This window comes from Flavobacterium sp. (assembly GCF_035299005.1).
Lineage (GTDB): Bacteria > Bacteroidota > Bacteroidia > Flavobacteriales > Flavobacteriaceae > Flavobacterium.
The window spans coordinates 76,988-96,673 of sequence record NZ_DATGXL010000010.1 but is presented as its reverse complement, the minus strand read 5'-3'; the positions used below and the strand labels follow the sequence as shown (position 1 = coordinate 96,673).

The following is a 19,686-nucleotide window of genomic DNA, read 5'->3' as shown; positions in this document are numbered from 1 at the left end:
ATTATGGATTTTACAATATTAATTATAATCATATTTTTAGCTTTAGTTTTTGATTACATCAATGGTTTTCATGATGCGGCAAATTCGATTGCTACAATTGTTGCTACAAAAGTATTAACGCCTTTTCAAGCGGTACTTTGGGCTGCATTCTTTAATTTCTTAGCTTATTGGGTATTTGGTTTTGGTGTTGCTGACACAGTTGCTAAAACTGCTCATACAAGCAGTATTGATTTGACAACAATTTTAGCAGGTGTTATTGCTGCTATTATTTGGAATATTATTACTTGGTTAAAAGGAATTCCATCATCATCTTCACACACACTTATTGGTGGTTTTGCTGGTGCTGCAATTGCTCACGGATTATCAAGTGTTACCGACCCAGAGCATGCTGGTTTTAAAATTGTAAATTGGTTCAAAGCTGCTAAAGAAGGGGAATTATTGCCTTCAGGTGTGGTAATTGTAATTTTATTTATTGTATTTGCGCCATTGCTAGGGATGCTAATTTCATATTGTATTTCTCTCTGGTTGATGTATTCTTCTAAGAAAAATATATTTCCAAAAATATTTACAGTTACTTTAATGTTATTGGTTGCTTGGTTTCTCTACTCAGTAATGATTCCATATGAAGAAATAAAAAAACCAAGATTTGAAAGTGAATTTTGGAGTGTTATTACAGAACCACATAACATTAAATGGTTTTTAGTAGCATTTATTTTCTATAGTTTAGCTATCTTTAATTTGTTTTTCAGTAGTTTATCTACAGCAAAAGCAGAGGCAGTTTTAAAGAAGATGCAATTATTATCTTCAGCAGCATTTAGTTTAGGACATGGAGGAAATGACTCACAAAAAGTTATGGGTATTATTGCAGCAGCTGTAGCGGTTTATATCAAATCTAATCCAAATATTGATTTATCAGCAGGTTGGTTAGACTTGAATGTAGTTTTACCTTCAGAAAAAGATGGTGTTAAAATTGATGGTGTGATGCCAGGCTGGATCCCATTAACTTGTTACACTGTAATTGCTTTAGGAACATTAAGCGGTGGATGGAAAATTGTTAAGACTATGGGGTCTAAAATTACAAAAGTAACTGCTTTTGAAGGAGTTGTAGCAGAATCTGCAGGAGCACTAACATTATTCACTACAGAACATTTCAAAATTCCAGTATCAACAACACATACAATTACAGGTTCAATTATTGGAGTAGGAGTTACTAAAAGAGTTTCGGCGGTTCGTTGGGGTGTAACGGTTAAGTTATTGTGGGCATGGGTTTTAACCATACCTGTTTCAGCGATTCTTGCGGCTCTAATTTATTTCCTATTGAAAATATTTATATAATTTTTTGAATGATAAGAAGTTGATTAAACTCTTCAACATTCACTAAATTCACAACTTTAAATTCACTGCTATTAAATTTTGATTTGAAAGCAGTGAATTTTTTTTCGTAATCATTTAATATCATGAAATTAAATAAAATATAGCTATTTATTTCAAGTGATTTTTTAATATTGTTGATAAATTTTTCTTCAAATAAAAAATCAGGCATATTGCTATCTTCAAATATATCAATGATAATTAAACTATACTTAGTATCATCTATTTCGACATATTTTTGGGCATCATCGATAATAATATTTACATTTTTATATTGATTTAGACCAAAATAAGTATTCGCAATTTTTATTACTTCTTCATCAATTTCTACACCAGTAATTAACCCTTTATAGTTGATGTCTTCAATTAACGTTTTAATCGCGCTTCCACCCGCCACACCTAGTAAAAGGATAGACTTCATTTCTAGAATAGTTGTATAACCAATTTGTTGAAATCCTCTTCTTAGTACTTTTTCTAAACTACCATATGAATAATTTGTGTGTTTTGAATCTAAGACAAGTTTACCATTATTCCAAGTAACTTCTAAGTTTGAACTAACTGTTGATTGTGTTTCGTAAATTTTTATAGGCAAAAAATAACTTAATAATTGCTTAATCATGGATGATTTTGTTTGTAATCGTAAATATAATTTTATTTTTGCCTTAAATTCATATCCAATGAAACAAATTATTTACAAATTTATTTTCTGTACACTATTAGGTTGGAAAGTTGTTGGAGCAATTCCATTTAAGCTTAAAAAATGTGTTTTAATAGCTGTTCCGCATACTAGTTGGTGGGATTTTTTTCTTGGAATTTTCTCTCGAGGAATATTAAATATGGAAATTAATTATGTTGCAAAAAAAGAATTATTTGTTTTTCCTTTTAATTATTTTTTTACATGGACAGGAGGAACACCTTTAAATCGTCAAAAAAACGAAAATAAAGTTGATACAATTGCTAAAATATTTCAAGAAAAAGAAGTTTTTAGATTAGCAATAGCTCCAGAAGGAACCAGGAAAAAAGTTAGCGAATGGAAAACAGGATTTTATTATATGGCATTAAAGGCAAATGTACCAATCATACCAGTTGCTTTTGATTATGGAAAAAAGCAAGTTGTTTATCATGAACCTTTTTATCCAACAGGAAATATCGATAAAGACATTAAAATACTGGAATCCTATTTTGTTGGTGTAGTAGGAAAAATACCTGAATTTAGTTATGTTTCTATGAATGATTAACATGTATAGTTATGTAATTTAAATAGTTATTAGGTATTTGTTTTAATTTATTATTTTTTAAAAACCATTTAATATAGTTTTTCGTAAATGAAAGAAATTTAAAACTTTCAACAATGAGAAAACTATTTTTACCCCTAGCATTTTTAGCAATTTCATTTGCTTCATGTAATGATGATGATTCAGTGGTTACAACTGATCCAGAACCAATTGATACTACTCCAACTCCTGCAGTAGAATTAAAATTATTCACATCAAGCAATACTTCTGGAAAGATATCTTTTACTGATTTATTATCACCAACACCAACTCCTAAAAGTTTTACAGTTTCCTCAACTGATTCAGATGGAGTTTTTTATGATCCTTTTAAAGATCAAGTTATTCAAGCTTCTAGAACAAACAATAGAGTTGAAGCATATTCGGGTTTTAGAAATTCAATCATTACATCGGCAACTTCATTAAATCTCACTTTTTCTTCTGCTTCAGATTTTACAAATGCAAGAGAAATTGCAGTTTCTGGAGATAAAGTAGTTGTTGCCCAAGACCAAAATGCAGGGAATTCAAACACAAGCAAATTTTATGTCTACCAAAGAAATAATGATGGTTTTTCGTTATTAAATATTTACACGGTTGATATTAAATTATGGGGAATTCATCTAGAAGGGAATACAATGTATGCCATTGCTGACAACACTAGTGATTTGGTAGTTTATAATAACTTTTTATCAAATACAACTGGGGCAATAGTAGCATCTAAAAGAGTTGCAATAGAAGGATTAGTCAGAACCCACGGAATAACTTATTCTACTCAAGATAATGTAATGATTTTATCGGATGTAGGTTTGGCTTCAAGTGCAACAGATGGTGGATTGATAGTTATTAATAATTTTTCTTCTGTTTTAAATGCTACTGCTAATATGGAAACAATTGCTATGAGTAACCAAATTAGAATTTATGGTCCAAATTCATTATTAGGAAATCCTGTTGACGTTGCATACGATCATGTTACAAATGATATTTATGTTGCCGAACGTTTAAATGGAGGAGGACAAGTATTAAAATTTTCTTTTCCTATGTCTAATGGAGATTTTGCACCTCAAACAGCCAGAACAGAAGCTGGTGTAACAGCAGTTTATTTATTAAGAAGATAAAGTGTTAGTAATTAATTTTAAAAAGCTCTATGAAACTAGAGCTTTTTTTTATGGAATATAGTTTTTAAAAGTACCATCATTATAAAAAATCACGATGCGCTCTATTTCTTTTGATGATGGAGGTGCCAATCGATAATCAGATTCTGTGTGCTGTATAATTTTTTCAAAATTTTTATTTGGTACAGCCGAAAATAGATCGGGTGCTTCTGAATCATTTTGAATAATTCGTTCTTCAACAGCTGAATCTTTTACAGTTTCAATATTTATAATTTTACCATCAGATTTTGGAAATGTTCCCTTTCCATTTAAAATCCAGTACAAATCAACTTCTGGAAAAACTTCAATTAATTTGATGATAAAATCTAGACTAGGCTTATTTCTTCCAGAGAGTAGGTGAGACAAACTAGAGCGTTGCACACTTATCTTATCTGCAAATGCTGAGGCGGATAAATTGTAATAATCGAGGATTATTTCCAAGCGTTTAATAAAGTCATCTATGTTTACCATTGTAAATAGGGTTAAAAAGAAATAGGTTACAAATGTAAACAAAAACAAATCAACACACAAGTTTACAAATGTAAAATGAGTGTTTTTATTTAACATTTATATTTAATTAATAGTATTTAAAATACTAATAAACAATTATTTATAAGTATTATTTAAATATTATTATTTTTGTAAACATGCTTTATATATATTTAGTTTCAGATTAAAATCAAGTGTTTACAAAAGTGATATTAGGATAGTTAATTAGTGTTTACAATTGTAAATATAAAGTTGTTTACATTTGTAACACAATAAATAAACATGAATAGTTTACAAATAGCAACACATCATTTAGAGTCAAGTTTGATTGGGAAATACATTCACTTAGAATCTATTTTACCTTTATTAAAGTCATTTGAAAGTGTATTTGAAATTTCTGAAATAGGGAAATCAGTTCAACAAAGAAGTATGTATCAAGTTAAAATTGGGACTGGTAAAACAAAAATTTTGGTTTGGTCTCAGATGCATGGCAATGAACCAACAACTACAAAAGGCTTGTTTGACTTTTTTAATTTTTTAGCAACAGATTCAAGAGAAGCTATTCAAATTAAGAGTCAATATACTTTATTATGTGTGCCAATGTTAAATCCAGATGGAGCTTTTGCTTATACTCGTGAAAATGCTAATGGTATAGATTTAAATAGGGATGCTTATTTAGCTACTCAGCCTGAAATGAAGCTACTGAAGGCTTTGTATGAAAATTTTAAACCTGATTATTGTTATAATTTGCATGATCAACGCACTATTTTTGGTACAGATGAGCTTAATTTACCGGCTACAATATCTTTTTTAGCACCTGCTTATAATGAAGAAAGAACATATAATGAAGTTCGCATAAAAGCCATAGAGGTAATTAATAAAATGAATAATGTTTTAATGCAATATATTCCTAATCAAATAGGTAGATTTGATGATAGTTATAATGTGAATTGCACGGGTGATTATTTTACAACTCAAAATACACCTACAATTTTATTTGAAGCAGGGCATTACCCAAATGATTACAATAGAGAGGAAAGTAGAAAATATGTTTTTATTGCGCTTTTGAGTTCGTTTTTTGATAATTACGAAAACGTTGTAGTTGATAATGAATTGCGAAAATATTTGAGAATTCCTCAAAATAATAAATGTTTTTTTGATTTTATTTACAAAAATGTCAAAATTATTGATAATAGTGTTGAAAAAATAATTAACTTTGCAGCACAATATCAAGAAATTTTAGTCAAAGATGAAATTCATTTTGAAGCTATTATTTCTAAAATATCTGATTTAGAGAATTATTCAGGACATGTTGAATATGATTGTGAATCTTTGCTTTTTTCTTCAGAAGGGAAAAATAATCCAGAAATAGGGGCAAAAGCAACATTTACATTAAATAATTTAACCAAATTTAACAACGGTGTAAAAATAATTTAATAAATTTGCATAGGTATTGATAAAAAATCAATAATTTAACATTTATTATAAGCACTTATGAGTAAGTTTCGTTTAGATGAAGTAGATCATCAAATTTTAGACATGTTAATTGATAACACAAGAGTTCCATTTACAGATATTGCTAAGAAGCTTTTAATTTCTGCAGGAACTGTTCATGTTAGAGTTAAAAAAATGGAAGATGCAGGAATCATTCAAGGTTCTTCATTGACATTAGATTATGAAAAATTAGGATATTCTTTTATTGCTTATGTTGGGGTGTTTTTACACAACACTTCTCAAACTAAATTTGTTTTAGAAAGAATTAATCAAATTCCTTTTGTAACAGTTGCTCATGTAACTACTGGAAAATTTAATATTTTCTGTAAAATAAGAGCTAAAGATACTAAACACGCTAAAGAAGTTATCTTTATGATTGATGACATTGAGGGTGTTTATAGAACAGAAACCATGATTTCTTTAGAAGAGAGCATCAACGATAAAAAAAGATTGATGCATACAATTTTTAAAGAACTTTAATAAAGTAAGCCTCTGAAAAGAGGCTTTTTTTATATCTTTATAACATGAAAAATTTACAATCAAATGAATTTGCACCTTACTATGCAAATTATATTAAATTAGTACCTGGTCAAGATATTGTTAAAGGGTTAAATGTTCAAAAAGAAGAATTGATTCATTTTTTTAAATCAATTCCTACTTTTAAGCAAGAATATAGTTATGCTGATGGTAAATGGACAATAAAAGATATATTATTGCATTTAATTGACGCAGAAAGAGTTTTTGCTTATAGAGCACTTCGTATTGCGAGAAATGATATGACTGCTTTGCCAGGCTTTGAAGAAGATGATTATGTAGTATTTGCAAATGCGAATCAACGTGAATTTGAAAGTCTTTTACAGGAGTATAAATTGGTAAGAGAAGCTTCGATTGCTTTATTTGAAAGTTTTGATAATGAATCGTTATTAAGAATAGGTACGGCTTCTGATAACAGTGTTTCTGTAAGGGCTATCGGTTATATTATACTTGGACATGAATTGCACCATAAAAATGTAATATTAGAACGATATTTGTAAAAGAAAAGGGAATTCATTTGAATTCCCTTTTTATTATTAATCTTCATCATCTAAATCTTCTGGATCATCAGAATCGTTTGACATTTCTTCGTCTTCCTCTTCTTCTTCATCCTCTTCGATGTCTAATTCTTTCAAACCAACAATTTTGTCAACTACAACTTCTTCTTCGATAATATCGTCTTCGTCATAATTTTCAATTCTGTCTGATAATTTTGTGCTCACTTTAACTAAAAAAATAGTGTCTGAAGTACGTACTTCTACAGCTTCAACTGTTTCATTTTTAGCATTTTTAAAGCGAATGATGTCTGAATCATCATAGCCGTCAGGAAATTTCTCAACTAGTAAGGTTAAGATTTCATTTGTTAATTTAGCGTAATCAACAATAACTCTTTTCATTGGGTAGTTTTTAATCTAGTAATTTCGTCAAATGTAATATCCTTAACTTATATTTTCAAGTAAATTGAAATATTTTTTTCAAAAAATTTACCAACCTAAAATGTAAGCAAACATTAATGGCGCAACTATCGTAGCATCAGACTCTACGATAAATTTAGGTGTATGAATATCTAGCTTACCCCATGTGATTTTCTCGTTTGGAACCGCTCCAGAATATGAACCATAGCTTGTTGTTGAATCAGAAATCTGACAAAAGTAGCTCCAAAACGGCACATCGTGCATTTCCATGTCTTGGTATAACATCGGAACAACACAAATAGGGAAGTCTCCAGCAATACCACCCCCAATTTGGAAGAAACCAATTCCTTTACCTGCACAATTTTTTGGATACCAATCTGCTAACCACATCATATATTCAATACCGCTTTTCATTGTGGTTGCTTTGAATTCTCCTTTGATACAATATGAAGAGAAAATATTACCCATTGTGCTATCTTCCCATCCAGGAACAACAATTGGTAAATTCTTTTCAGCTGCAGCCACCATCCATGAGTCTGCTGGGTCAATTTCATAGTATTGTTTTAAAACACCTGAATTAATCATTTGGTACATAAATTCATGTGGGAAATAACGTTCTCCTTTTGAATCGGCATTATTCCAAATGTCATATAAATGTGATTGTAATCTTCTAAAAGCTTCTTCTTCAGGAATACAAGTGTCCGTTACACGATTGTAATGGTTTTCTAATAAATCCCATTCTTCTTGAGGTGATAAATCTCTGTAATTTGGAACTCTTTTGTAAGAATTATGAGCTACCAAGTTCATGATATCTTCTTCTAGGTTAGCTCCAGTACAAGAAATAATATGTACTTTGTCTTGACGAATCATTTCGGCTAATGATTTTCCTAATTCAGCCGTACTCATAGCACCTGCTAAGGTAATCATCATTTTTCCGTTGTCTAATAAATGTTCTTCATAACCCTTTGCTGCGTCTACTAAAGCTGCAGAATTAAAATGAAGATAATGTTTTTCAATAAACTGACTAATTGGTCCTTTGCTCATTATTTCTTATTTTATTGTTCTTTCTTTTTATTATATCCTAAAATTTCTAATACTTCTTCGGCTCTTTGTTGCTCAGAAAATACTTCTGTAGCAATTATTCCGTTTTTGTCTTTATCTATTAAAATGTGTTTTGGTTGTGGTAATATACAGTGGTGTAATCCCCCAAAACCTCCAATGGTTTCTTGGTAGGCTCCTGTGTTAAAGAAGCCAATATATAAAGGTTTTTCCTTGTTGTATTTTGGTAAATAAACAGCATTCATGTGTTGCTCAGAATTGTAATAATCATCACCATCACAAGTTAATCCTCCTAAAAGTACTCTTTCGTAAGTATCATTCCAACGATTAACTGCCATCATAACAAAACGCTTGTTGATTGCCCATGTATCTGGTAGAGTGGTAATAAAAGAAGAATCAATCATGTTCCAATTTTCTCTATCATTCTGTTTCTTTTGGTATAAAACTTGGTATAAAGCACCACCAGATTCTCCTACAGTAAACGAACCAAACTCTGTAAAAATATGTGGAACTGCAACTTCTGCATCATCACAAGCTATTTTAATTTGGTTAAGGATTTCGTCAACCATATATTGATAATCATAATCAAAAGCCAATGAGTTTTTGATAGGGAAGCCACCTCCAATATTTAAACTATCTAAAGAAGGACATTCTTTTTTCAAAGCTATGTAAACTTTCATACATTTTAATAATTCGTTCCAGTAATACGCTGTGTCACGAATACCAGCATTGATGAAGAAGTGCAACATTTTTAATTCCACTTTCTTGTTTTCAGCAATTTGCTTTCTATAAAAAGGTAAAATGTCTTTATATCCAATACCTAAACGAGAAGTATAGAACTCAAATTTAGGTTCTTCTTCTGCAGCAATTCTGATTCCAATTTTAAATTTACCATCAATTTGTTCTTGTAACAAATCTAATTCTTCAAAATTATCAATGACTGGAATAGTATTTTTGTGCCCGTTATTGATTAAACGAGCAATATTAGTTACATATTGATCACGTTTAAATCCGTTACAAACAATAAAAGTGTTTTTGTTGATTTTGCCTTGCTCCATTAAATTTTCAACAATATCAATATCAAAAGCAGATGAAGTTTCAATATGAATGTTGTTTTTTAACGCTTCATTTAAAATGAATTCAAAATGCGAACTTTTAGTGCAATAGCAATAAAAATATTTAGCATCATAATCATGTTTTTCCATGGCATTTCTAAACCACATTTTTGCTTTGTTGATGTTTTGAGAAATCTTAGGCAAATAAGTAAATTTAAGTGGTGTACCATATTCTTCAACCAATTTCATCAAATCGATACCATGAAATTGAAGATTATCTTTGTTTAAGGTAAATTCTTCTTGAGGAAAATAAAAAGTTTGATTAATTAAGTCGTAATATTTAGTGTTCATTTTGAAATTTTGGATTTAAATAATTAAAAAGTGTGTTAATGATTATAAATCACAATTTTCAAACTCTAATATTAGCATATCGAATAGGGAGTTTTTCGCTAAACATCTTCGATAATTGGAACAAATCAATAATGTGGAATGAGAAAATAGAAAAAATAAATCGCTCAATAATAGAGATGTCGGCATTTCTATTATTCAATTTTCTGTTGCGATTTGTTTGGTTTTTATTTTCTTTCATTCGGGCAAAGTTAAAAAATAAAATAGCTAAAATTGAAAAGATGACCTAAAAAAATAACTAGCTGTTATAATCTTCAAAAGCTTTGTATATCAATGTATTATCTGTCTCTTGGTTAATTTTTATTTTGCCTATACCATCTAGTAGTGCAAATTGCACTTTTCCAAACTCATTTTTCTTGTCGTAAATCAATAAATCTATGATTTTTTCTATTTCAAATTTTGAAAAATCAATGCGTTCAAAAATATCGTTGATAATGTATTTAATTTCGTGATATTCTGCATTGGTTAACAATCCTTTTTCTTTAGAAATAAAGCTTTCTAATATCATTCCAACTGCTACAGCTTCTCCGTGAAGAAGGCTTCTTTTGTTTTCATTTTCTAGAAAATAACTTTCGATAGCATGTCCAAGAGTATGTCCAAAATTTAACGATTTTCGAATGCCATTTTCTGTTAAATCTTCGCAGACTATTGTATTTTTTATTTGAATAGATTGATGAATTAACTCTTTTAAATCCTCTGTATTTAAATCTTTTAGGTTTTTGAATCTATTCCAATATGTTTTATCAAAAATCAAACCATGCTTCAGCATTTCCGCTAAACCTGAGCGCATTTCGTTTTGAGGTAAAGTATTTAAAAATTGGGTGTCGATTAACACCGCTTTTGGTTCACGAATAATTCCAATTTGATTTTTTAAACTTCCTAAATCCACACCATTTTTTCCACCAATAGAAGCATCTACCATTGAAAGCAGAGTAGTAGGGATATTTATAAAATCAATACCTCGTTTGAAGGTACATGCTACAAACCCTCCTAAATCAGAGATTATGCCTCCACCAAGGTTTAGAATAATACTTTTTCTGTCGCCACCTAGTTCTGATAAAGCACTCCATACTTCAGTACAAGTAGCAATATTTTTATGAATTTCGCCAACTTCTAATTCGATGATTTCGATTTCAATTTCGGTTGCTAAATTATTAAGAAAGTGTGGTAAACAATATTGCGAAGTATTCTCATCTACTATAATAAATAGTTTAGAATAACGAGTTGGAATTAGCATTGAAGCTAAAGTTTCATATCCTGTTGAATCAAAATAAACACTATAATTGTTGGCAGTGATTGTTTGCATCTGAAAGCTTGAATTTTATTGCAAAATAAGGTAAATTTTATTTAAAATTCGTAAAAACTGATGTATATTTGTGTCGCTTTTTATCAAAAATATCATGAATAAAATATTTGACAATACACAAGTTGCTTTTTCTTTAAAAAGTGACACAGAGCTTGAAAGGGCTTATTTTCTTTTTAAATTAATTGCAAGTCAACCACTTGTAAAAATAGGAACAGCGGTAACAAATTTTGCCTTAAAAGCACATTTACCAGTTGAAGGATTGATTCGTTCAACTGTTTTTGACCATTTTTGTGGTGGAGTTAATGAAGTAGATTGTTTAAAAGTAGTAGATAAAATGTATACTAAAGGAGTGTCTTCTGTTTTGGATTATTCTGTTGAAGGAAAAGAGGAAGAAGCACAATTTGATTCAGCTCTAGAAATGACTCTGAAAACCATTGAGTTTGCTAGAGAACGTGAAGCAATACCTTTTGCTGTGTTTAAACCAACAGGTTTTGGGCGTTTAGATTTGTATGAAAAAGTAGGTGAGAAGGCTATTTTAACTGTTGCTGAGCAAGAAGAATGGAATAGAGTAATTGCTCGTTTTGACTTAGCTTGTAAAACAGCATATGAAAAAGATGTGTTATTACTAATTGACGCTGAAGAAAGTTGGATGCAAGATGCTGCAGATGCTATTGTGACAGATATGATGCGTAAATATAATCAACAAAAAGCTATTGTTTTCAATACATTACAAATGTATCGTTGGGATCGATTGGCTTATTTGAAACAGTTGCATGAACAAGCAGAAACAGAAGGTTTTTACATAGGAATGAAATTGGTTCGTGGCGCATATATGGAAAAAGAAAATGAAAGAGCTGCCGAAAGAGGTTTAAAATCACCAATTTGTATATCTAAAGAAGCTACAGATATTAACTATGATGCAGCAGTGTTGTATATGGTTGAAAATATTGATAAGATGGCCATTTTTGCAGGGACACACAATGAAGAAAGTTCGTACAAACTAATGCAATTACTAGAAGAAAAAGGTATAACTAAGGATGATAAACGTATCTTTTTTGGGCAATTATTAGGTATGAGTGATAATATTAGTTTTAATTTAGCTGAAAACAAGTATAATGTTGCAAAATATTTGCCTTTTGGTCCCGTAAGAGATGTGATGCCTTACTTAATAAGAAGAGCAGAAGAAAATACTTCTGTGGCTGGACAAACCAGTAGAGAGCTTACTCTTATTAAAAAAGAAAAAGAGCGTAGAAAGTTATAAAAAGAAAATCCCGCCATGGCGGGATTTTTTTATGTACTTAATTTAGTATCTTGATATCAAGAAGTGAGATAAACTCAATAAAGTTATTGCAAACATAACAAGAAAACTATTTAATGGTTAATATCTTGTGTGAAAAATTGGACGTTGCTGTTAGTAGCCGTTATTTTCTTTTCTCTATAGGTTTGAAATTAATAAATCTATCAAAAGCATCTGGAGAATCTTTAATATTTTCAATTTCTTTCCATTTTCCATTCACGTCAAGAACTTCCGCAATAATTTTACCCTCTCTTTGTTCCACAATAGCAAATTCTATTAGGCTATCATTCTTAATTTTTAAAAAGTTTGTTGTTTGTCCACCTGTTAGTACAAAAGCGTCAATACAATTTAGTTTTTCATTATACATTAAGTTTGGAAAATGTTCTGAATTTTTTATCCAATTTAATGATTTATTTTTAGGAGAATATAGAATTAGAGTTTGGATAACATTTCCACCTCTTGCTGCCATACCAGTTGTAAAGATTATATCTTTGAAGCCATCGTTGTTAAAATCTTTGATTTCAGTATCTAAATCATTAATTCTCTCAGCTTCTATAATTAAGCTATCTTTTAATTTCCAATGTAATTGTTTTTTTTCATAAAGATAAACTTTAGCAAAAGTGTTTTCTTGGTCGCCTATTTTATAAACTTCCACTTTATTATTGTGTATTTGACCAAAACTAATAGAATCAGAAAAAACCTCAATTGTGTCAACAACTATTAATTCTTCATTTTTGTTTTTGGTAACAGTTTTCGGTTCTCCTTTTTTAGAACAACTAATAATTGAAAATATAGTTATTATATAAATTATGTTTTTCATAAAAGTTACTAACTAATAAATACCCTCAAAAATATACAACATTTTAAATAAATCATTAAAGTATAAAAACAAAAAAAGCACTTCTTAAGAAGTGCTTTAATTTTTGTGGGCGATGAGGGGTTCGAACCCCCGACCCCCTCGGTGTAAACGAGGTGCTCTGAACCAGCTGAGCTAATCGCCCCAATAAGATGCTTTACTATTACCGTAATGCGAGTGCAAATATACAAGGATTATTTGTTTTTGCAAGCGTTTTGAGAAAAAAAATTACTTTTTTTCTATCTTTTCTAAGAGTACTTTGTTTGTGTAATTTACCATTGTAATGGTAATGTCTTCATTTTTAGAAGTTTTACCTTCAATCACATAAATCTTGCCTTTGCGATAGAGTTCGTTACTTTTGCCAAAATCTACATCGCCATAGGTTAGACTGTTCTTAATATCTTCCATGGTGACCCATTTTTCGCTTAACGATTGTTTCGCAAGTGAATCAATTTCTAATGATTTACTACGCAAGTCTTTTAAAACACGACAATTTGGTAAATAGCAAAATTCAACCCCACGATTGGTAGCTTTTGCTTTTAAAAACCACATTACAAAAACGCCTCCTAAAAGCAATCCAAATAAATAATAGGCTAAACGAAACTGAAACTTCATAAAATTTAAATTTGCGCAAATTTAGTATAAATTATACACATAAACACGAAGATTAGTTAGTGATTTGAAGTAATTTAAAAAACAATCAGATTAATATCTCTGTGTTCTAAATTGAACCAATCGGCGATAGCTTTATTAGTTAACAAACCATGATAACTATAGATGCCATTTTTTAAACCTCTATTGCAACGAATAGCACTTTCAATGCCTCCATCTTCTGCAATGTGTAGCAAGAAAGGTGAGATGATGTTACTAATCGACATAGAAGCCGTTTTCGAATATCGAGAAGGAATATTGGGTACACAATAATGAATTACACCATTTTTAATAAAAGTTGGCCTTTCATGTGTAGTGACTTCTGAAGTTTCAAAACAACCACCTGTATCGATACTTACATCTACAATAACAGCTCCTTTTTTCATATGCTCTACCATGGTTTCGGTAACAACAATTGGTGCGCGATTTTTTCCTTTCATTGCTCCAATGGCTACATCACAACGACGTAAAGCTTTTAAAAGCGATTTATCTTGTATGGTTGAAGTAAATATTCTTTGATTTAATGTGTTTTGTAATCGGCGTAATTTGGTAATCGAATTATCAAATACTTTAACGCTTGCGCCTAATCCTAGAGCGGTTCTGGCAGCATATTCAGCAACTGTTCCAGCACCAATAATAACCACTTTTGTAGGTGGAACACCTGTAATATTTCCAAATAATAATCCTTTACCAATGTTTTCACCAATCATTAATTCAGAAGCTATTAAAACGGAAGCTGTTCCGGCTATTTCTGATAGTGATTTTACAGCTGGATAAGAACCATCTTCGTCTTTTATGAACTCAAAAGCTAAAGCGGTAATCCTTTTGGTAGCTAAAGCTTCAAAATATTCTTTTTTCTGTGTTTTTAATTGAATTGCTGAAATAACGATAGTTTGTGGATTCATCATTTCGATTTCTGCTAGAGTAGGTGGTTCTACTTTTAAAATCATTGGGCAACCCAGCACTTTCTTTGTATCTTGTGTTATTTCAGCACCAGCATCGCTATATTCTTTATCGGAATAACTTGAACTTTCACCTGAGCCTGCTTCAATCATTACACGATGTCCATGAGAGACTAATGAAGAAACGGCATCCGGTGTTAAACAAATACGCCGTTCTTGGTAAGAGGTTTCTTTTGGAATTCCAATAAATAATTCGCTTTTATGTCGAGCAACTTCTAGCTTTTCTTCTTGTGGTAGTAATTGCGATTTTGAGAAAGGACTATAAATAGACATAGCGATTTGTTTTTTGTTGCGCCAATTTAGCAATAATTTTTAAATTAGAAAACAGACATGAGACAAAAGAGGGAATAATACCCTAATTTTTCAATATCAATTCTCTTTTTCCATCTGCCATCACTTTTATTGAAATACTTGCGTGGTCTATTGGAATTAAGTTGGGCGTTTTTTCTGGCCATTCAATAAAGCACCAATTGTCAGAATAAAAATATTCGTCTAATCCCATATCATAACCTTCTTCTTCTGAATTTAAGCGGTATAAATCAAAATGATATACAATCTCACCATCAAAAGTACGATATTCGTTAACTAATGAAAAAGTAGGACTACTCGAATTATCTTGAACACCTAATTCCTTAACTAGTTCTTTAATTAATGTTGTTTTTCCAGCGCCCATTTGTGCGTGAAATGTAATTACTTTTTTTAAAGTTGGTGTTGATAGAATTTGTTTGGCAACTTTATTTATTTCGTCTAAACTAAAAATAATAGTCATAATTAAATTAAATTAACGGAACACTGAAAATTTTATCTTGGTTCTAATATTAAAAACGGAATAATCATTTCTTCTAATGAAATTCCTCCATGTTGATACGTATTTCTGTAATAACTTACATAATGATTGAAGTTGTTAACATAAGCTAAAAATAAATCATTTTTAGCAAAAATAAACGAACTACTCATGTTTAATGCTGGTAATCCAATTTTTTTAGGATCTTTCACGGCGAAAACATCTTTGTCTTCATAGGTTAAACTTCTTCCAGTTTTATAGCGAAGGTTTAAGCTTGTATTTTTATCACCTATTACTTTTGATGGATTTTTGCAATTTATGGTTCCGTGGTCTGTGGTTAAAATCAATCTAAAACCTTGTTGTTGAGCTTGTTGAATCATGTCTAGCAAAGGCGAATTCTTAAACCAGCTAACGGTTAATGAACGATATGCCTTGTCATTTGAGGCTAGTTCTTTTACTACATCCATTTCGGTTTTTGCATGAGAAAGCATATCTACAAAGTTGTAAACTATTGTGGTTAAATCGTTATTTTTTAATGCTTTAAAATTATCTGCTAATTTTTTACCTGATGCAAAATTGGTTACTTTATAATATTCTTGCTTAATGTTTAATCCCAAACGTTTTAATTGTTCGGTTAAAAATTCAGCCTCATATAAATTTTTTCCACCATCATCCACATCATTTTTCCAGTATTGTGGAAATTTCTTTTCCATATCCAATGGTGTCAATCCAGAGAAAATGGCATTTCTGGCATATTGTGTTGCGGTTGGTAGAATAGAGAAGTAGCTTACCTCTTTTTCTAACTTGTAGTGATTGTTGACAATATTTTCAAACGCTTTCCATTGGTCATAGCGTAAGTTGTCAATGACAACAAATAAAATAGGTTTGTCTTTTTTACGGATTTCGGGAGCAACTAATTCTCCAAAAATTTCATGCGAAAGTACCGGCTTATCCGCTTTTGGTGTATACCAATCTTCATAATTTCGTTCGATAAATTTTCCAAATTGCATATTAGCTTCGGCTTTTTGACTTTCCAAAATTTCGACCATACTTTGGTCTTCAATATTTTCGAGTTTAAGTTCCCAAAATAATAGTTTTTTATACAATTCCACCCAATCTTCATAAGTACGAACCATTGCCATATCCATTGCAATTTTTCGGAATTCTTTTTGGTAATCTAAAGTTGTTTTTTCAGAAACTAAGCGCGAATGGTCTAAATTTTTCTTTAAACTCAATAAAATCTGATTTGGATTCACGGGTTTTATTAAATAATCAGCAATTTTAGAACCAATGGCTTCTTCCATGATATATTCTTCTTCACTTTTAGTAATCATTATTACAGGAACAGAAGATTTTTTTTCTTTGATTTCTGCTAAGGTTTCTAAACCACTTAAACCAGGCATATTTTCATCTAAAAAAACAATATCAAAGTTCTCGGTATCAAATAAATCAATAGCGTCTTGACCGTTATTACAAGTTGTAACATGGTAATTTTTCTTTTCTAAAAAAAGTATATGTGGTTTTAATAAATCAATTTCATCATCCACCCAGAGTATTTTTATTTGGCTCATTTTTCCTTAATTTGTGTGCAATTTACTATTTATTAAACGACGATTGTATTAAAATTAGTATAAATTTTTGGAATAGTTTTAAACAATTAGGTTTGGAAAAAATACTTACATTTGTTATTCAAAAAATCAATCTTGTGAGCCAGACTAACAAACTCAAAATATTTAATGATCCGATTTATGGATTTATTACCATTCCCAATACTCTAATTTACGATTTAATCCAACATCCCTATTTTCAGCGTTTACGAAGAATTTCCCAAATGGGAATGTCATATTTGGTTTATCCTGGAGCACATCATACTCGTTTTCATCATGCATTAGGTTGTATGCATATTATGCAAAAAGCCGTGCAAACCCTTAAATTTAAAGGAGTTCCCATATCTTCAGAGGAAGAGAATGCTTTATATATTGCTATTTTATTACATGATATCGGGCATGGTCCGTTTAGTCACGCCATGGAACATAGTATTGTGGAAGAAGTGCATCATGAAGAATTGTCGTTACTTTTTATGGAGCAATTAAACAAAGAATTTGATGGGAAATTAGCTTTGGCAATTCAAGTTTTTAAAGGAGAATATCAGCGTAAATTCATGTTGCAGTTGATTTCTAGTCAGTTAGATATGGATAGGATGGATTATTTAAAACGCGATAGTTTTTACAGTGGAGTTGCAGAAGGAAATATCAATAGTGATCGATTGATTCAAATGATGAATGTACAAGATGATGTTTTGGTAATTGAAGAAAAAGGAATTTATTCGGTAGAAAAATTTTTGGTTGCAAGAAGATTGATGTATTGGCAAGCTTATTTACATAAAACTAGCGTTGTAGCTGAATTAATTTTGACAAAAATTTTAAAAAGAGCTAAAGAATTGACTCAAAAAGGATTAGTATTGCCCTGTAGTGAATCGTTACAGTTTTTTATGCAACATAAAATTTCGTTAACAGATTTTGATAAAAATGTCTTGGATAAGTTTTCATATTTGGATGATTATGATGTAATGGGAGCTATCAAATCATGGCAATTTAACGAGGACTATGTCTTACAGAATTTATGTCGAATGATTTTAAATCGTGATTTATTAAAAATTCAAATAACTGAAGATAAACCAAACAAAGAGAGGTTGTTAGATTTGAAGAATAAATTCATAAGCAAAGTGTTTATTTCAGACAAAGAAGCGGATTATTTTGTATTTAAAGGTAAACTAAAAAATCAGGCATATAGTAAATCTAGTGAGCCAATTTATGTTTTAAAAAAAGACAAAACAATTGAAGATGTAGTAGAAGCTTCAGATCAAATGTACTTAAAAGCATTGTCAAAAGAAGTAACTAAATATTACATTTGTTTTCCAAAAGTCGTATTAGAATCTTAACATTTTAATTTAATTTTATATTTTTGCCCATATAAAACACTCAAATTTGTATATTTGATAGTTTTGAGTCGTTTTATATTTACCATTTCGTTTTTATTACGGAATAAACATTATTATTTAAATGAAATTTACAGCAGCGCAAATAGCAGGTATTTTAGAAGGTGAAGTAGTAGGTAATCCTAATGCAGAAGTTTATAAATTATCTAAAATAGAAGAAGGTACCGAAGGTTCTTTAACGTTTTTAGCCAATCCAAAATATATTAATTTCATTTACTCTACACAGGCTACTGTAACAATAGTGAGTAACACTTTTGAGCCTGAGCAAGAAATTACAACTACACTCATAAAGGTTGAAGATGCTTATAAATCATTTTCAAAATTATTAGAATATTACAATCAAGTAAAGTTGATGAAATCAGGAATTGAGCAACCATCAGTTATTTCTGAAGGAGTTACTTATGGAACTGATTTATATTTAGGTAGTTTTTGTTATGTAGGAAAAAATGTAACCATTGGAAATAATGTAAAAATTTATCCAAATAGTTTTATTGGAGACAATGTTACAATTGGAGACAATTGTATTTTCTTTGCAGGAGTTAGAATTTATTCTGAAACTGAAATTGGAGCTAATTGTACGATTCATTCTGGAACTATTGTTGGTTCTGATGGATTTGGATTTGCGCCACAAGAAGATGGAACTTATAAAAAAGTGCCACAAATTGGAAATGTAATTATTGAAGATGATGTTGAAATTGGCTCTTGTTCAACTATAGATAGAGCTACCTTAGGTTCAACAATCATTAAAAAAGGAGTAAAACTAGACAATCATATACAAGTTGCACACAATGTAGAGATTGGAGAAAACACTGTGATTGCAGCGCAAACAGGCATTGCAGGTTCAACTAAGATCGGTAAAAACTGTATGATTGGAGGGCAAGTTGGAATTGTTGGGCATATAACTATAGGTAATGGGGTAAAAATTCAAGCGCAATCGGGTATTGGAAAAAGTTTATCGGACGGAGAAGTAGTGCAAGGAAGTCCTGCATTCAACTATGGTGATTTTGCAAAATCATTTGTACATTTTAGAAATTTACCTAAAATTGTTTCAGAATTAGAAGAAATTAAAAAACAACAACAATAAAT

Annotated in this window: 20 protein-coding genes and 1 tRNA gene; 9 read left to right on the top strand and 12 right to left on the bottom strand. The window is 30.3% G+C overall.

Annotated elements, in window-relative coordinates; genetic code table 11:
• Positions 1 to 3: 3 nt before the first annotated feature.
• Positions 4 to 1,335: an inorganic phosphate transporter gene (locus VK164_RS05745; protein WP_324208444.1), complete on the top strand. Its 1,332-nt coding sequence runs from the start codon at positions 4 to 6 to the stop codon at positions 1,333 to 1,335.
• Here the strand turns inward: VK164_RS05745 and VK164_RS05740 are convergent.
• The gene (locus tag VK164_RS05740; RefSeq protein ID WP_324208443.1) at positions 1,328 to 1,990 is read right to left on the bottom strand and encodes a spermidine synthase; all 663 of its coding nucleotides are present in this window, start codon (positions 1,988 to 1,990) and stop codon (positions 1,328 to 1,330) included. The genes VK164_RS05745 and VK164_RS05740 overlap by 8 nt on opposite strands.
• A 58-nt stretch (positions 1,991 to 2,048) precedes the next feature.
• On the opposite strand from VK164_RS05740, the gene VK164_RS05735 reads away from it, so the two are divergent.
• Both VK164_RS05735 and VK164_RS05730 read left to right on the top strand, forming a co-directional pair.
• Entirely contained in the window at positions 2,049 to 2,609 is a 561-nt protein-coding gene (locus VK164_RS05735) for a 1-acyl-sn-glycerol-3-phosphate acyltransferase (RefSeq protein ID WP_324208442.1), read from the top strand.
• 113 nt (positions 2,610 to 2,722) lie between these two features.
• Positions 2,723 to 3,757 (top strand): hypothetical protein, encoded by a 1,035-nt coding sequence (locus VK164_RS05730; protein WP_324208441.1) that lies wholly within the window; start codon positions 2,723 to 2,725, stop codon positions 3,755 to 3,757.
• Positions 3,758 to 3,805: 48 nt separating this feature from the next.
• Here the strand turns inward: VK164_RS05730 and VK164_RS05725 are convergent, their stop codons facing one another.
• The gene (locus VK164_RS05725; protein WP_324208440.1) at positions 3,806 to 4,264 is read right to left on the bottom strand and encodes a helix-turn-helix transcriptional regulator; all 459 of its coding nucleotides are present in this window, start codon (positions 4,262 to 4,264) and stop codon (positions 3,806 to 3,808) included.
• A 300-nt stretch (positions 4,265 to 4,564) separates the two neighbouring features.
• On the opposite strand from VK164_RS05725, the gene VK164_RS05720 reads away from it, so the two are divergent.
• Genes VK164_RS05720 through VK164_RS05710 form a run of 3 tightly spaced genes read left to right on the top strand, consistent with a single transcriptional unit; the run spans position 4,565 to position 6,810 of the window.
• The gene (locus VK164_RS05720) at positions 4,565 to 5,719 is read left to right on the top strand and encodes a M14 metallopeptidase family protein (RefSeq protein WP_324208439.1); all 1,155 of its coding nucleotides are present in this window, start codon (positions 4,565 to 4,567) and stop codon (positions 5,717 to 5,719) included.
• Positions 5,720 to 5,776: 57 nt separating this feature from the next.
• A complete protein-coding gene (locus tag VK164_RS05715) occupies positions 5,777 to 6,256 on the top strand; it encodes an Lrp/AsnC family transcriptional regulator (protein WP_026726210.1) in 480 nt (159 codons plus the stop codon).
• Between the two features lie 44 nt (positions 6,257 to 6,300).
• Positions 6,301 to 6,810 (top strand): DinB family protein, encoded by a 510-nt coding sequence (locus VK164_RS05710; protein WP_324208438.1) that lies wholly within the window; start codon positions 6,301 to 6,303, stop codon positions 6,808 to 6,810.
• 36 nt (positions 6,811 to 6,846) lie between these two features.
• Here VK164_RS05710 and VK164_RS05705 read toward each other — a convergent pair whose 3' ends face one another.
• From VK164_RS05705 to aroB, 4 genes are all read right to left on the bottom strand, one after another.
• Positions 6,847 to 7,206: a DNA primase gene (locus VK164_RS05705; protein ID WP_324208437.1), complete on the bottom strand. Its 360-nt coding sequence runs from the start codon at positions 7,204 to 7,206 to the stop codon at positions 6,847 to 6,849.
• An 87-nt stretch (positions 7,207 to 7,293) separates the two neighbouring features.
• Positions 7,294 to 8,268, bottom strand: coding sequence for a deoxyhypusine synthase family protein (locus VK164_RS05700; RefSeq protein WP_166237194.1), 975 nt, complete (start codon positions 8,266 to 8,268; stop codon positions 7,294 to 7,296).
• A gap of 11 nt (positions 8,269 to 8,279) precedes the next feature.
• On the bottom strand, positions 8,280 to 9,689 hold the full coding sequence (locus VK164_RS05695; protein ID WP_324208436.1) for an arginine decarboxylase: 1,410 nt from the start codon (positions 9,687 to 9,689) through the stop codon (positions 8,280 to 8,282).
• Between the two features lie 295 nt (positions 9,690 to 9,984).
• Complete coding sequence (gene aroB, locus VK164_RS05690; protein WP_324208435.1) at positions 9,985 to 11,052, bottom strand: 3-dehydroquinate synthase; 1,068 nt, start codon at positions 11,050 to 11,052, stop codon at positions 9,985 to 9,987.
• Positions 11,053 to 11,146: 94 nt separating this feature from the next.
• On the opposite strand from aroB, the gene VK164_RS05685 reads away from it, so the two are divergent.
• Complete coding sequence (locus VK164_RS05685; RefSeq protein ID WP_324208434.1) at positions 11,147 to 12,313, top strand: proline dehydrogenase family protein; 1,167 nt, start codon at positions 11,147 to 11,149, stop codon at positions 12,311 to 12,313.
• A gap of 160 nt (positions 12,314 to 12,473) precedes the next feature.
• On the opposite strand, the gene VK164_RS05680 is transcribed toward VK164_RS05685, so the two are convergent.
• The 6 genes from VK164_RS05680 to VK164_RS05655 form a co-directional block, all read right to left on the bottom strand.
• On the bottom strand, positions 12,474 to 13,169 hold the full coding sequence (locus VK164_RS05680) for a hypothetical protein (protein WP_324208433.1): 696 nt from the start codon (positions 13,167 to 13,169) through the stop codon (positions 12,474 to 12,476).
• A 106-nt stretch (positions 13,170 to 13,275) separates the two neighbouring features.
• A tRNA-Val gene (locus VK164_RS05675) sits at positions 13,276 to 13,350 on the bottom strand.
• A gap of 83 nt (positions 13,351 to 13,433) precedes the next feature.
• The gene (locus tag VK164_RS05670) at positions 13,434 to 13,820 is read right to left on the bottom strand and encodes a DUF4258 domain-containing protein (protein WP_324208432.1); all 387 of its coding nucleotides are present in this window, start codon (positions 13,818 to 13,820) and stop codon (positions 13,434 to 13,436) included.
• Positions 13,821 to 13,894: 74 nt separating this feature from the next.
• Positions 13,895 to 15,091 (bottom strand): alanine dehydrogenase, encoded by a 1,197-nt coding sequence (locus tag VK164_RS05665; RefSeq protein ID WP_324208431.1) that lies wholly within the window; start codon positions 15,089 to 15,091, stop codon positions 13,895 to 13,897.
• A gap of 82 nt (positions 15,092 to 15,173) precedes the next feature.
• Positions 15,174 to 15,587 carry a tRNA (adenosine(37)-N6)-threonylcarbamoyltransferase complex ATPase subunit type 1 TsaE gene (tsaE, locus tag VK164_RS05660; RefSeq protein ID WP_324208430.1) on the bottom strand — a complete coding sequence of 138 codons (414 nt, stop codon included), beginning with the start codon at positions 15,585 to 15,587 and terminating at the stop codon, positions 15,174 to 15,176.
• A 32-nt stretch (positions 15,588 to 15,619) separates the two neighbouring features.
• Positions 15,620 to 17,173 carry a PglZ domain-containing protein gene (locus tag VK164_RS05655; protein ID WP_324208429.1) on the bottom strand — a complete coding sequence of 518 codons (1,554 nt, stop codon included), beginning with the start codon at positions 17,171 to 17,173 and terminating at the stop codon, positions 15,620 to 15,622.
• A gap of 134 nt (positions 17,174 to 17,307) precedes the next feature.
• Here VK164_RS05655 and VK164_RS05650 point away from each other — a divergent pair, with 134 nt between their 5' ends.
• Both VK164_RS05650 and lpxD read left to right on the top strand, forming a co-directional pair.
• On the top strand, positions 17,308 to 18,543 hold the full coding sequence (locus VK164_RS05650) for an HD domain-containing protein (RefSeq protein WP_324208464.1): 1,236 nt from the start codon (positions 17,308 to 17,310) through the stop codon (positions 18,541 to 18,543).
• Between the two features lie 121 nt (positions 18,544 to 18,664).
• Positions 18,665 to 19,684 (top strand): UDP-3-O-(3-hydroxymyristoyl)glucosamine N-acyltransferase, encoded by a 1,020-nt coding sequence (lpxD, locus tag VK164_RS05645; RefSeq protein WP_324208428.1) that lies wholly within the window; start codon positions 18,665 to 18,667, stop codon positions 19,682 to 19,684.
• Positions 19,685 to 19,686 lie beyond the last annotated feature (2 nt).

Bases quoted from the DNA above. Each gene is read 5' to 3' on its own strand.
- VK164_RS05745 (WP_324208444.1), top strand. From the start codon at position 4: ATGGATTTTACAATATTAATTATAATCATATTTTTAGCTTTAGTTTTT.
- VK164_RS05740 (WP_324208443.1), bottom strand. From the start codon at position 1,990: ATGATTAAGCAATTATTAAGTTATTTTTTGCCTATAAAAATTTACGAA.
- VK164_RS05735 (WP_324208442.1), top strand. From the start codon at position 2,049: ATGAAACAAATTATTTACAAATTTATTTTCTGTACACTATTAGGTTGG.
- VK164_RS05730 (WP_324208441.1), top strand. From the start codon at position 2,723: ATGAGAAAACTATTTTTACCCCTAGCATTTTTAGCAATTTCATTTGCT.
- VK164_RS05725 (WP_324208440.1), bottom strand. From the start codon at position 4,264: ATGGTAAACATAGATGACTTTATTAAACGCTTGGAAATAATCCTCGAT.
- VK164_RS05720 (WP_324208439.1), top strand. From the start codon at position 4,565: ATGAATAGTTTACAAATAGCAACACATCATTTAGAGTCAAGTTTGATT.
- VK164_RS05715 (WP_026726210.1), top strand. From the start codon at position 5,777: ATGAGTAAGTTTCGTTTAGATGAAGTAGATCATCAAATTTTAGACATG.
- VK164_RS05710 (WP_324208438.1), top strand. From the start codon at position 6,301: ATGAAAAATTTACAATCAAATGAATTTGCACCTTACTATGCAAATTAT.
- VK164_RS05705 (WP_324208437.1), bottom strand. From the start codon at position 7,206: ATGAAAAGAGTTATTGTTGATTACGCTAAATTAACAAATGAAATCTTA.
- VK164_RS05700 (WP_166237194.1), bottom strand. From the start codon at position 8,268: ATGAGCAAAGGACCAATTAGTCAGTTTATTGAAAAACATTATCTTCAT.
- VK164_RS05695 (WP_324208436.1), bottom strand. From the start codon at position 9,689: ATGAACACTAAATATTACGACTTAATTAATCAAACTTTTTATTTTCCT.
- aroB (WP_324208435.1), bottom strand. From the start codon at position 11,052: ATGCAAACAATCACTGCCAACAATTATAGTGTTTATTTTGATTCAACA.
- VK164_RS05685 (WP_324208434.1), top strand. From the start codon at position 11,147: ATGAATAAAATATTTGACAATACACAAGTTGCTTTTTCTTTAAAAAGT.
- VK164_RS05680 (WP_324208433.1), bottom strand. From the start codon at position 13,169: ATGAAAAACATAATTTATATAATAACTATATTTTCAATTATTAGTTGT.
- VK164_RS05670 (WP_324208432.1), bottom strand. From the start codon at position 13,820: ATGAAGTTTCAGTTTCGTTTAGCCTATTATTTATTTGGATTGCTTTTA.
- VK164_RS05665 (WP_324208431.1), bottom strand. From the start codon at position 15,091: ATGTCTATTTATAGTCCTTTCTCAAAATCGCAATTACTACCACAAGAA.
- tsaE (WP_324208430.1), bottom strand. From the start codon at position 15,587: ATGACTATTATTTTTAGTTTAGACGAAATAAATAAAGTTGCCAAACAA.
- VK164_RS05655 (WP_324208429.1), bottom strand. From the start codon at position 17,173: ATGAGCCAAATAAAAATACTCTGGGTGGATGATGAAATTGATTTATTA.
- lpxD (WP_324208428.1), top strand. From the start codon at position 18,665: ATGAAATTTACAGCAGCGCAAATAGCAGGTATTTTAGAAGGTGAAGTA.